This window comes from Micromonospora chokoriensis, from assembly GCF_000718555.1.
In the GTDB taxonomy this organism is placed as follows: domain Bacteria; phylum Actinomycetota; class Actinomycetes; order Mycobacteriales; family Micromonosporaceae; genus Micromonospora; species Micromonospora chokoriensis_B.
In genome coordinates this window covers 85772-99081 of record NZ_JOAN01000006.1, presented here as the reverse complement: position 1 = coordinate 99081, position 13310 = coordinate 85772, and the positions used below count along the sequence as shown (strand labels likewise).

General features: G+C 70.2%; 5 protein-coding genes and 1 pseudogene. 3 read left to right on the top strand and 3 right to left on the bottom strand.

Annotated elements, in window-relative coordinates:
• Window positions 1-91: 91 nt before the first annotated feature.
• Window positions 92-1867, bottom strand: coding sequence for a glycoside hydrolase family 6 protein (locus IF46_RS0110375; RefSeq protein ID WP_030488091.1), 1776 nt, complete (start codon window positions 1865-1867; stop codon window positions 92-94).
• A gap of 600 nt (window positions 1868-2467) precedes the next feature.
• Between IF46_RS0110375 and IF46_RS0110370 the strand changes: the two genes are divergently transcribed.
• Both IF46_RS0110370 and IF46_RS0110365 read left to right on the top strand, forming a co-directional pair.
• Window positions 2468-3604: a hypothetical protein gene (locus IF46_RS0110370; RefSeq protein ID WP_030488090.1), complete on the top strand. Its 1137-nt coding sequence runs from the start codon at window positions 2468-2470 to the stop codon at window positions 3602-3604.
• 1 nt (window position 3605) lies between these two features.
• The gene (locus IF46_RS0110365) at window positions 3606-4307 is read left to right on the top strand and encodes a class F sortase (protein WP_030488089.1); all 702 of its coding nucleotides are present in this window, start codon (window positions 3606-3608) and stop codon (window positions 4305-4307) included.
• A gap of 74 nt (window positions 4308-4381) precedes the next feature.
• Here the strand turns inward: IF46_RS0110365 and IF46_RS0110360 are convergent, their stop codons facing one another.
• Window positions 4382-9463, bottom strand: coding sequence for an NAD-glutamate dehydrogenase (locus IF46_RS0110360; RefSeq protein WP_030488088.1), 5082 nt, complete (start codon window positions 9461-9463; stop codon window positions 4382-4384).
• A gap of 289 nt (window positions 9464-9752) precedes the next feature.
• On the opposite strand from IF46_RS0110360, the gene IF46_RS0110355 reads away from it, so the two are divergent.
• A complete protein-coding gene (locus IF46_RS0110355) occupies window positions 9753-11717 on the top strand; it encodes a penicillin-binding transpeptidase domain-containing protein (protein ID WP_030488087.1) in 1965 nt (654 codons plus the stop codon).
• Between the two features lie 615 nt (window positions 11718-12332).
• On the opposite strand, the pseudogene IF46_RS0110350 reads toward IF46_RS0110355, so the two are convergent.
• A pseudogene (locus tag IF46_RS0110350) lies at window positions 12333-13301 on the bottom strand (arginase family protein); the annotation flags it as partial.
• Between the last annotated feature and the right edge of the window lie 9 nt (window positions 13302-13310).

Sequence of the window (13310 nt, the reverse complement as noted above, 5' to 3'; positions counted from 1 at the left end):
CCATTCACGGTCGAGCCGGGGACCCGGGGGGAACCTGCCGCCGGCAGTGCCTCACCAACTGCCGGCGGCGGGTAAGTGCGGAGCGTTCCGGTCAGAGCGCCGGGTACGCGTTGCGCATGAGCTCCTGGAACTGGGCGGAGAACCACGCACCGGAGATCGGCGCGTCGGCCAACGCCCCGGACGGGTTGTTGCCATTGCGGGCGTTGCCGCCGTACGTCGGGTCGCACATCCGGTCGAAGCCCTTGCCCTCGTTGTTCGGGATCTCCTTGCTGGAGCCGTCCGACTCACCCGGCGGCTTCACCCAGACGTAGGCGTCGATGCCGGTCTCCGGGTTGGCCCGGGGCCGCTCGCCGATGCCGGCGCCGGCCTGGTTGCACCAGTTGCCGAGGTGGCCCCGACGGTCGATGCGACCCCCGTTGACGTAGGTGTCGACGCTTGTCGTCGCGCCCGGCCCGGTGGGCCGCGCCGAGCCGCCCCAGCCGTTGCGGGAGGTGTCGATCAGCATGCCGATGTTCGAGTTGAAGCCAACCGAGACCAGCTTGGTACGGAACGCCTGGGCGAAGGAGAGCTCGTCGACGTAGAAGTTCCAGTCGACCCACTTGGACTGCCGCACCGACTGGCCGTTCACGTTGTCGGTGACCTTGAAGTACGGCTCGCGCAGCGCCGAGTAGTTCGCCGTGTTGGTGATGAACCCGTGCACGTTGTTGACAGTGCTGCCGGAGGCGACCGCGGCGGTCTTCAGGATGTCGGCGGTCGGGCCGAAGTTGCTGTCCCAGCCGAGCCAGCCGTGGTGGCCGGCGTCGATGTAGTTGTAGACGTTGCCGAGCGAGCCCAGCTTGGCCAGGGCGTAGCCGACGCCGTTGACGTAGGCGCCGTTGGCCTTGACCGTGTCGCACATCGCCGTGCCGCCGGGCTGGCCGGAGGTGTTGGTGACCAGGTTCGGCAGCGAGTCGATCTCGATGATGTTGATGATCCGCAGGCTGCTGTACTTCGAGTCGCCCTGGATCGCGGCGATCGGGTCGATGTACTGGGCCTTGTACTTGGGCAGCTCGTCCGGGCCCAGCTCACCGTTGGAGGCGAGCGCCGAGCAGTCCCGGCCGGGCAGGTTGTAGATCACGAACTGGATGTACCCGGCGCCCTGGCGCAGCGCCTCGTCCAGGTGCTCCCGCACCCCGAACGCTCCGTTGGAGCTGCTGTCCGGCGTGCCGTTGATCGCGGCGATCCGGTCCAGCCAGACAGCGGTGGGGTTGTTGGAGACCCGGCTTCCGCCGGTCTCGGCGTCCGCCTTGGCCTTCCACTCCGGGTTCACGTAACCGCGCACCCCGGCGTACGGGTTGTCGACCTTGGTGCCGGGCGGCGGGGTGGTGGGCGGCGGCGTGGTGGGCGGCGGATCGGTCGGTGGGGGCGTGGTGGGCGGGGGCGTGGTCGGCGGGGTGGTGCCACCGTTGCAGACCACGCCGTTCAGGGTGAACGAGGTCGGCTTCGGGTTGCTGCCGCTCCACGCGCCGTTGAAGCCGATGCTCGTCGACGCGCCGGTGGCCAGGGTGCCGTTGTAGGACAGGCTCCGTGCGGTCACCTGGCTGCCAGACTGGGTGAACGTGGCCGACCAGCCCTGCTGCACCCGCTGGCTGGAGTTGGGGAAGGTCCAGCCCAGCGTCCAGCCGTTGAGCGCGTCTCCGACGTTCTTGATGGTGACGTTCGCGGTGAAGCCGCCGGGCCAATCGTTGGTCGTGTAGGCGATGTCGCACTGCGTCGCGGCCTGCGCCGCGGTAACCGGAATCGTTACCAACCCGCCGGCGACCAGGGCACCCGCGCCGGCGAGCGCGAGGGCCCGGCGTGGGCCGGATAGCCTTCTCCACACATTCATGCCACTGATCTCCTTGGGCGAGACCGGGCTCGAGTACGGCCCGGCGGGACGGCCCGGTGGGCGTCCTGCACGGACGGCCGCCGGCGCCACGGGATTCTTTGGGGGGCGCCCGACCCGGACGGGCGATGGTGGTGGTGGTGCACGGCCGATGCGTCGGCCGGTCGATCGGCGGCGGGATGTCGCCCGGCGAACCGGGTGCCCTCGACTGCCCTGCCTGCACGGTGTGGCTCTCTGAACCGCGTTCGCCGATTCTTGCATGGGAGCGCTTCCATGGCAATGGCTCGATGCGTTGCGGGAGGCCGATTCGGACGATACCCCCCACTGTGCCCGAGTGGCATGCGCTAGCCCGGAGCCCGTCGCTACGGGATGACCGACGCTGCCCGGGACGGCTAACGCAGAACACCGTGCGGCGCTCGCGACGTCACGCGCCGACTGAGACGACGCTCAGCGTAGGGAAAGCCGCGTAGCACCCCTTCGCCTCTTACTGGATCAAAGGTCAAAACGCGAATCTTTCACTTCATAAGTCATGAAACGGTCTAACGTCGGTCTTAGCTCGGTTGTCGCCGGGCTCAGGACAACAGGGATGGAGTGACGCAGGTCATGGCTAAGAAGATGCTCGGGAAGGTCGTTGCGGGTGCCGCTCTCGGTGGCGCGTCGCTGCTGGTGTTCGCACCGGGGATCGCGTTCGCCGACGGCCACGATGACGGCAAGGTCTACGCCAAGCCGCACGTCGTCAAGGCCGGCGACGAGGTCAAGCTCCTCGAGATCTGCCCGGATCGGCAGGAGCACGCGTACGTGTGGTCCAAGGTCACCGGCAAGGTCAATCTCAAGCCGGCGCACGAAGACCGGGACGAGGACCGCGAGTGGTCCGAGGAGGAGAACTCCTCGGACCACGACAAGGGCAAGGACGAACACGGCAAGGACGACAAGGGCAAGGACGAGCACGGCAAGGACGACAAGGGCAAGGACCACGAAGACAAGAAGGACGACAAGGGCGAAGACGGCAAGGACAAGCCGCAGCCGCCCGCCAACGGTGGCCAGGGTGGCGGCGCTGCCGCCGATGCTGCCGCCGACGAGGACAGCAAGGACTGGAAGGGCGAGGAGCACGGCCAGGACGCGGACGACAGCCGTGACAAGAAGGACTGGGAGTCCAAGGACGAGCACGGCTCCGACAAGGGCTGGGAGAACAAGGACGAGCACGGCTCCGACAAGGGCTGGGAGAACAAGGACGAGCACGGCTCCGAGAACGGCTGGGAGAACAAGGACGAGCACGGCTCGGACAACGGCTGGGAGAACAAGGACGAGCACGGCTCCGACAACGGCTGGGAGAACAAGGACGAGCACGGCTCCGAGTACGGCTCGGAGAACGGCTCGGAGAATGGCTGGGAGAACAAGGGCCACGGCTCCGACGAGTACGGCTCGGACGAGCGCGGCGGTTACGGCTCGGACGAGGGTCGCTCGGACGAGCGGAGCTGGGACGAGGAGCGCGAGTTCGTCTACTACGGCGAGGCCAAGGTCGACAAGGACGCCAAGCCGGGTCGCTACGAGCTCAAGGGCTCCTGCGGCGAGGGCGAGCTCGTCGTGCTGCCGCACGGTGGTGTCGACGGTGGTGACGGTGGCGCCAGCACCGGCACCGACCGGGGTCTGGCCACCGGTGGGGCGGGCCTGCTCGGCGCTGCCGCGCTGGGCGGGATCGTGCTGATGCGTCGTCGGCGGACCGATGGTTCGCTCGTCTGACGTGACGACGACACGGGCCGGCGGCCGTCACGGGAGACCGTGGCGTGCCGCCGGCACGGCCGTCGTCGTCACCATGGCCATGATCGGCGCCGGCATGATCGGCGCCGGCCTGAAGACCACTCCCGCTCCCCGGCCGCCGCAGCCGCTGGCCCAGGCCGGTCCCGAGGTCAGCGGGCCGGCGAGCACCGCCGACGACGCCCCGATCGACGGGCAGCCGGTCGGCCAGGGGAACGCGCCGGCTGGGTTGGCCCGGTCGGCACCGACAAGCATCGAGATCCCCCGGATCGGTGTCGACGCGACGATCATGTCGCTGGGCACCAACCCGGACGGCACCGTCCAGGTTCCCGCGCTGGACAAGGCCGACCAGGCCGGGTGGTACGAGCCGGGTGCGAGCCCGGGCGAGACGGGTAACGCGGTCATCGTCGGGCACGTGGACTCGGCGGTGCTCGGCCCGGCCGTCTTCTTCGACCTCGGCGCGCTCACCCCCGGCGACACCATCACCGTGCGCCGCGCCGACGGAGTGCCGGCCACCTTCACTGTCGACTCGGTGAAGTCGTACCCGAAGACGGCCTTCCCCACCGAGTTGGTGTACGGACCCAGCGACCGACCCAGCCTGCGGGTCGTCACCTGCGGCGGCCAGTTCGACGAGGTCGCCAAGAGCTACCCGGACAACATCGTCGTCTTCGCCACCCTGGCGGCGTGACCGGCGACGAAACGGAACGCGGTCCGGCCGGTCGGGGTGACCCGACCGGCCGGACCGCGTCCGGCGTACCTGACTCAGGCGGCCGCGGAGGTCCGCACCAGGGTGCGGATCTGGCGCAGCAGCACCGACAGGGCGGCGAGATCCGCCCGCGACTCGTCGAACTCCCCCATCGCCCGCCGAGCGCGGTGGATCGAGGTCGCGTTGGACTGCTCCCACTGCTGCACACGCTCGTGCGGCGGCAGGTCGTTCGGGGTGGAGTCGAGCACCTCCGCGGTGAGCGCGGCCAGCGCGGCGTACAGGTCGTACCGCAGCGCCATCCGGGCCAGCGTCTGCCAGCGGTCCTCCCGCGGCAGCAGGGAGATCTTCGACAGCAGCGAGTCCACCCGGAACAGGTCGGACAGCACGAAGTAGACCGAGGCCACCTCACTGACGTCCCGCCCGCTGGCGTTCGCGGTCTCCACCACGTCCATCAGGCCGAAGCTGTACATCAGCCGGGTCGCCCGCTCCGCCAACTCGCGGGGCAGCCCACGCTCGGTCATCGAGTCCATGTGTGCGGCGATGCCCTGGCGCTCGTTGCCGTAGAACAGCTCCTCGAGCCCCGGCAGCAACCGGGTGACCCCGTCGCGGAGCCGGGCAATCTCGGCCGGCACGTCGATCGGCGAGCGCCGGTTGGAGACCAGCCACCGCACCGCCCGGTCGAGCAGCCGGCGGGTGTCCAGGTAGACGCTGGTCTGTAGCTCCGGCGCCACCTTGTTGTCCAGCGCCTCCACCGCGTCCCACAGCTCGCGCAGGCCGAACACCTCGCTGACCACCACGTACGCCCGGATCACGTCTGCCGCGCTGGCCGCCGTCTCCTCGACCACCCGGAAGATGAACGAGATGCCACCCCGGTTGATCGCCTCGTTGACCAGCACGGTGGTGACGATGTCCCGGCGCAGGCGGTGCCGGCCCATCCGGTCGGCGAACCGCTCGCGCATCGGCGTCGGGAAGTAGTTGACCAGGACGTCGGTCGTCCACTCCTCGTCGGCCAACCCGTCGGTGAGGATCTCCCGCTCCAGGACGATCTTCACGTACGCGAGCAGCACCGCGAACTCCGGCGCGGTCAGGCCGGACTCGCTGCGGACCGCCAGCTCCTCGTCCGGCGGCAGCGCCTCCAACGCCCGGTCCAACCCACCCGAACGCTCCAGCTCGTTGATCATCCGGCGGTGCACCGGGAGCAGCGAGGCGGCCTGGGCCTGGGCGTTGTTGATCGCCCGTGCCTGGTCGTAGTTGTCCCGCAGCACCAGCTCCGCGACCTCGTCGGTCATCCCGGCCAGCAGCTCGTCCCGGTCGGCCGTGGTCAACTCCCCGTCGGCCACCGCCGTGTTGAGCAGGATCTTGATGTTCACCTCGTGGTCGGAGGTGTCCACACCGGCCGCGTTGTCGATGAAGTCCGTGTAGATCCGGCCACCGGTCAACGCGTACTCGATCCGGCCGAGCTGGGTCCAGCCCAGGTTGCCGCCCTCGCCCGCCACCCGGCAGCGCAGGTTACGCCCGTCCACCCGGATCGCGTCGTTGGACTTGTCGCCCACCTCGGCGTTTGTCTGGCTGGACGCCTTGACGTAGGTGCCGATGCCGCCGTTCCAGAACAGGTCCACCGGGGCGGTGACGATCGCCTTCATCAACTCCTGCGGCGACATCTGCGTGACGTCGTCGTCCAGGCCGATCGCCGCCCGGACCTGCGGCGTGATCGGAATGGACTTCGCGGTACGCGGGAAGATGCCGCCACCTGCCGAGATCAGCTCCGGGTTGTAGTCCTCCCAGGAGGAACGCGGCAGGTCGAACAGGCGCCGCCGCTCCGCGAACGAGGTGGCCGCGTCCGGCTCCGGGTCCAGGAAGATGTGTCGGTGGTCGAAGGCGGCCACCAGACGGATGTGCTCGGAGAGCAGCATCCCGTTGCCGAACACGTCGCCGGACATGTCACCGACGCCGACCACGGTGAAGTCCTGGGTCTGGGTGTCCAGACCCAGCTCCCGGAAGTGCCGCTTGACCGACTCCCAGGCGCCCCGGGCGGTGATGCCCATCTTCTTGTGGTCGTAGCCCGCCGAACCACCGGAGGCGAACGCGTCGCCCATCCAGAAGTTGTGCGCCTTGGAGATCTCGTTGGCGATGTCGGAGAACGTCGCCGTGCCCTTGTCGGCAGCCACCACCAGGTACGGGTCGTCGCCGTCGTGCCGGACCACGTCCTCGGGCGGCACGATCTTGCCACTGACGATGTTGTCGGTGACGTCCAGCATCGCGCCGACGAACTCCTGGTAGCAGGCGACCGCCTCGTCCCGGTCACCCGGCTTCTGCTTCAGCACGAAGCCGCCCTTGGCGCCGACCGGCACGATCACGGTGTTCTTCACCATCTGCGCCTTGACCAGGCCGAGCACCTCGGTCCGGAAGTCCTCCCGACGGTCGGACCAGCGCAACCCGCCCCGGGCCACCGGCCCGAACCGCAGGTGCACACCCTCGAACCGAGGCGAGTAGACGAAGATCTCGAACTTCGGTCGCGGCGCGGGCAGGTCCGGAATGGCCTGCGGGTCGAGCTTGAACGCCACGTACGCCTTCGGCCGCCCGTCGGCGCGCTTCTGGTAGAAGCTGGTCCGCAGGGTCGCCTCGATCAGCGTCAGGTAGGACCGCAGGATCCGATCCTGGTCGAGGCTGGCCACGTCGTCCAGCGCGCCTCGGATCGTCTCCACCAGCTCACCGCTGCGCTGCTGCCGCTGCTCGGTGCTCAACTCGCCCGGCGCGAACCGGGTCTCGAAGAGCTCCACCAGCAACGCGGCGAGCTTCGGGTACGCGACGAAGGTCTGCTCCATGTAGTCCTGCGAGAAGACCGTGCCGGCCTGCCGCAGATACTTCGCGTACGCCCGCAGCACCACCACCTGCCGCCAGGTCAGCCCGCCACGCAGCACCAGCTCGTTGAACCGGTCCACCTCGGCCTCGCCGCGCCAGGCAGCCGCGAAGGCGTTCTCCACGTGCGGGCGCACCTCGGCCAGCTCGTGATGTCCCTCGGGCAGCATCAGGCCGAAGTCGTACAGGTAGACCCGACCGTCGATCCGGTCCACCTCGTACGGGTGCTCGTCGACCACGCGTACGCCGAGCGAGTGCAGCACCGGCAGCACCGCGGAGAGCATCATCGGCTCGCCGTACCGGTAGACCTTGAACCGGACGTCCATCGCCTCGGCTAGGTCCGCACCCGGCACCCGGGTGCCCGGCCGGGGGGCGAGTTGCTTGCGGAACAGGTGCATCTCCAGCTGGCCGGGCTCCTCCAGCAGCTCCAGCTTCGCCAGGTCCTTCATCGCCTCGTACGGCGTGTGCCCGTCCTTGTAGCCCTCCGGGAACGCGTCGGCGTACCTGGTGAACAGGTGCTTGGCCTGCTCGTCGCCGAGCTTGCGCTCCAGCACCAGCCGGTAGTCGTCGTCCCAGAGCCGGGTGGCGTCGGCCAACTCCTCGGCCAGCAGGTCGGCGTCGATCTCGCCGGGCGGCCGAGTCGGGTCGGTACGGACGATGAAGTGCACCCGAGCCAGCATCGACTCGGTGACCCGGGTCGTGTAATCCACCCCGACGCCGTTCAGCTCACGCAGCAGGATGTCCTGCATACGCAGCCGGTTCTGGGTGGTGAACCGGTCCCGTGGTAGGTAGATCAGGCAGGAGATGAACCGCCCGTACGCGTCCCGGCGCAGGAACACCCGCAGCTGCCGACGGCCCGCCATCCGCAGCACGCCGATCACCGCGTGGTAGAGGTCGTCGGTCTTGATCTGGAACAGCTCGTCGCGCGGGTAGGTCTCCAGGATCTGGATCAGGTCCTTGCCCGAGTGGCTGCGCCGGCTCAGGCCGGAGCGGTCCAGCACCTCGGCGACCTTGCGGCGGACCACCGGCAGCTCGCGGACGCTGGTCCGGTAGGCGGCCGTCGAGAACAGGCCCAGGAAGCGCCGCTCGCCGATCACCTCACCGTCGGCGTTGAAGATCTTGAAGCCGATGTAGTCCAGGTACGCCGAGCGGTGCACGGTGGCACGAGAGTTGGCCTTGGTGATGATGAGCAGGCGCTTCTCCAGCACCTTCTCGTGCGCCTCGGGCGTCATCGAGGCCAGCGACCGCGCCTCCGGCGAATCCGAGCGCAGGATGCCCAGGCCCGTGCCGAGCACCGCCTCCAACGCCTTGCCGTCGACCGGGTCCGTGGCGTCTCCGCCCGGAGCGTCCACCAGCCGGTACTCGCGGTAACCGAGGAAGGTGAAGTGGTCGTGGGCGAGCCACCGCAGCAGCTCCACCGAGTCGGTGATGTCCTTCTCCGGCACCGGTGGGCGATTGTCGGAGGTGCGGGTCGACGCCAACTCGTCGGCGAGCGCGAGGGCCCGCTGGCGCATCTTCGGCCAGTCCTCCACCGCCTCGCGGACGTCGGTGAGCACCCGCTGCAGCTCGCGGCGCAGCCGGTCCCGCTCGGCCGCGTCCCGGACCGGGTCGATCTCGATCCGCATCCAGCTCTCGATGATGTCGCCGTCGATCGCGTCGTCCGGCTCCACATCCGCGGAGACCTCGCTGAGCAGGCCCAGCGGCTCACGCCGCACCACCACCAGCGGGTGCACCAGCAGGTGCACGTCCAGGTGGTAGGAGTTGAGCAGCGCGGTCACCGAGTCGACCAGGAACGGCATGTCGTCCGTGACGATCTCGACGACCGTGTGGTGCTGGTCCGCGTGCGGCTCGTGGATCCGCAGCTTCAACTCGCCCGGCACCCGCTGCTGCGCGAGGTCCCGGTGTGCCCGGGCCGCGTCGAGCATCTCTTCCGCCGTGAAGCCGACCAGCTCCTCGTCCGGGGCGAACCGCCAGAAACGGCCGACAAGTGTCGCCGCGTCGTGGTCGTCCCCGGCGAGCGCGACGGCCTGAGCCACCAGGCGCTCCGCGTTGGGGACGGGTTCGTCGAGCTCGGCGTCCTCCACGTCGTCGGCCAACGCCTCGACGGGCAGGCCCAGATCGTAGATTGTGTCGATGCTCGACCCGGTCAGCCCGGTGACTCCCGTGTCGAGTCGGCCGTAGCCGTCCCCGTCGGTCGCCGAATCGAAGCTGTCGTCGTCCCGGCCGGAGTCATCCTGCCGGAGGTCGGGTTCCGGTTTGATCGCCGGACGCCGGTCCATCGGTGCCACTCCCCTCGACCCACCGCGTTGTGGGTCACTCTGCCGCCCAGCCTAGGCCCTGCCGTTCTGCGCCTTCGTCGGCGGACCACTGGCCAGACGTCCGGATCGGGACTTTGTCCTTTCACCCGTTGCGGGTCCGAGGTTGGCCGGCTGCGGGATACCCCGCCACGCGATGTTCATCACACGGGCGCGGCTCGTCTTTGCGCGCGGCCGAGCACCTGAGGGACGTTGCGGACACCGTTCGCGTACTACCGTGCGAGGGCAGTCCGAGATCGGAAGGACCAGCTTCATGCCCCTGTCGTACCCCCGGCCCCACCGACCGAACCCCGCCCGCCGCCTGACCGCCGCCGTCACCACGGCGCTGCTCGCGGCCGGTGTCCTGGTCGGGTGCTCGAGCGATGACGGGCCGCAACGCACCGTCGACGCCTTCCTCGCGGGCTGGCGCAGCGGCGACCTACAGGCGGTCGGCCTGATCGACGCGCTCGGCAAGAAGCTGCCCTCGGCCGACGTGGCTCGCGAGATCAAGGAGCTCTCCGGTGAGCTGGCGGCCACCCCGCCCACGCTGACGCCTCGCGGCGAGCCGAAGATCACGAAGGACATCGCGACCACGACCGTGCAGGTGGAGTGGACCCTGCCCGGTCAAACCCGCTGGGCGTACGACCGGGAGCTGCGCCTCGCCCACGGCAAGGACGACCAGTGGCAGGTGATCTGGGAGCCGAAGGTGGTGCACGAGCAGCTCACCAAGGGCGACCGGATGGCGCTGCGCCGTGACGCCGGTGCCCGCGCCAGCGTGCTGGACAATGCCGGGAAGCCGATCGTGACCCCGCGTCCGGTGGTCCGGGTGGGTGTGCAGCCCAACGGGGTCGCCGACCTCACGAAGCTCGTCAAGGACCTCGACGCGGCGTTCAAGGCCATCCGTCCGACGCTGGTCCCCGGTGTCGACCTGGCCGACCTGCCCGAGCGGGTGGCCAAGGCCGAGCCGGGCGCCTTCGTCGAGGTGGTGTCGCTCCGCGAGGAGGCGTACCTCCAGATCAAGTCCCGGATCTACGACCTGCCCGGCACCAAGTTCATCTCCGACAAGATCGATTTGGCGCCCACCCGCGAGTTCGCCCGTGCGCTGCTCGGCACGGTCGACCCGGCGCAGGCCGACGACCTCGCGGCACACCCCGACCGGTACGTCGCCGGCGACCTGGTCGGGCACGGCGGGCTCCAGGGCCGCTACGACGAGCGGCTGCGCGGCGGCCCCGGGCTCACCGTGGTGGTCGAGGGTCCGGCCGAGGACGGCAAACTGGAACCCACCGGCACCGAGTTGTTCCGCCGGGAGCCGCAGCCTGGGCAGGCGCTGAAGACCACGCTGGACGTCGCCGTCCAGAACGCGGCCGACGGGGCACTGCGCGCCGAACCGCACCGATCCGCCCTGGTGGCGCTTCGGATCAGCGACGGTGCCGTGCTCGCCGCCGCGAACGGCCCCGGCCCGGCCGGGGAAAACCTGGCGTTCAACGCCCAGGTGCCTCCAGGCTCCACCTTCAAGGTGGTCAGCGCGCTGGGCCTACTGGACCGAGGCGCGGTCACCCTGGACGGGCCGGTGGACTGCAAGAAGACCTTCACCGTCGACGGTCGGTCCTTCAAGAACTCAGACAACTTCGAGCTCGGCTCGGTGCCGTTCCGCACCGACTTCGCCAAGTCCTGCAACACGGCGTTCGCCGCGCTGGCACCGAAGCTCGGCAGCGACGGGCTGGCCGCCGCCGGCCGCACGCTGGGCCTGGAGGGTCAATGGGACCTCGGCACCGACGCCTTCACCGGCAAGGTGTCGACGGGCGGCAGCCTGGCCGAGCAGGCCGCAGCGTCGTTCGGGCAGGGCACCACGCTGGTCAGCCCGCTCGCCATGGCCGGTGCCACCGCCGCCGTCGCCCGCGGCCGCTTCGAGCAGCCGAAGCTGCTGATCGACCCCGCGCCGGCCAAGCCGGCCCCGGCGGGCGAGCAACTCAAGCCCGAATCGGTCGCGGCGCTGCGCGCGATGATGCGCGAGGTGGTCACCACCGGCACCGGCAGCGCGCTCAAGGATGTGCCCGGCGAGGTCTACGGCAAGACCGGCACCGCCGAGTACGACGACAACCCGGCCCACACCCACGCCTGGTTCGTCGGCTGGCGGGGCGACGTGGCGTTCGCCGTCTTCGTGGAGAAGGGCGGCTCCAGCACGGCCTCGGCCGTCCCGATCGCCGAGCGCTTCCTCCGCGCACTCCCTGCCGCCTGATCCCACCCGACCACCGCCCGGGCCCGACCACCGACCAGGCCTGCCGTCCGGCCCGTCGCTTAGCCTTGATCGACTCGGTTTCGCTGAAACTGCGGTATCCGAGCGACCCGGACACCCGGTTTCACTGATTCCGAGTCGATCAGGGCTGGAGGGCCGAGGATCGGGTCAGACGGTGTCGGCTTTGCGCCTTTCGAGCGGGTCTTGGGCCGGCAGGGAGGTCCGTCGGAGGAGACCCGGGCCGGCCGACGCCGGCGGGCCGACCGGCTCGCGCTCGGCCAACGGCGCGACACTGACCGCTACGCCCGATGCATCGGCGTGGGCCTGTCCGCCCGTGCCAGGGGACGCCGCCTCGACCGGGACGTCGTGCGGCACCGCGCTCACCGGCGGACCAACGTCGGGGCCACCGCCGCCGGTGGCCCCGAGATCAGCAGCCCCGAGAGCCGCAGGCCCGACATCGGCGGGGTCGATGCGAGCGGGGACACCAAGCCCGGCAACAAGCTCAGCCCGGTCGAGCCCGCCAAGCCCAAGCAGCCCGTCGTGCCCCTCAACACGGTCCGAACGCTCAACACGGTCCGAACGCTCAGTCGAGGTCGAGGTCGTGGCGCGGCCATTGCCGCGCCGTGGGGAGGGTGTCGGCCGGGCCGACAGCAGTCGGGGCGGCATGGCTTCCGGGGCGCTCACCGGTGCCAGACCGGCGACCACGGTGTTGACGATCTCGGCCGCGTACGAGCCGTCCGGGTCGTAGTCGGGGTCGAAGACGGTCAGCTCCACACCGAGGCAGTGCGGGGTGTCGACCAGGCCGGCGAGCAGGATCTCCAGCTCGGCGAAGGCGATCCCGCCCGGGTCGGGGGCATCCACGGCGGGCATCACCGCGGGGTCGAGCACGTCCACGTCGATGTGCACCCAGTAGCCCGCGCAGTCGGCGAGTTGCTCGTGTGCCCACTGGGCCGTCCGGGCGGCGCCTTCGGCGCGCAGCGCCGGCACCGGTCGGGTGGTGATCCCGGCGGCCTGGAGGTCGAGCCGGTATTCGTCCTGCGCGCGGATGCCGAGCACCACCACGTCGATGTCGCGGAAGTAGGGCCGGCGGCCCTCCAGCGCGGCCAGGTCGGCTTGCCCTCGCCCGGTGACCAGGGCCAGGTCCTCACCGGCCGCCGCGCCGACGTAGGAGGCGTTGCCGGGATGCCGGAAGTCGGAGTGCCCGTCGACGAAGACCAGCCCGATCCGCCCGCCGACGGCCTCACCGAGGCGGTGCATGGCCAGGGCCGAACCGAGCAGCACGGAGCAGTCGCCGCCCAGCACGACCGGGAACTCGCCTCGGTCGATGATCGAGCCGATGCGTTCGGCGAGGGCCAGCGAGTAGTCGGCGATCTCCCGGGCGTGGCACACCCCGTCGCCGGGGCGCCAGTCGCCCGGGTCGTACCGGGCCGGGGTGACGCAGCCGGCGTCGCGGGCGCGCAGCCGGGCCAGCAGGTCGTGGTCGCGCAGCGCGCCGGGCGCCTTGGCGCAACCGGGCACCGACGTGGGCGTCGGCGGCCGTAGACCGAGATTTGTCGGCGCGTCGAGGACGGCGATCCGGCGCATCATGAGCTCCCG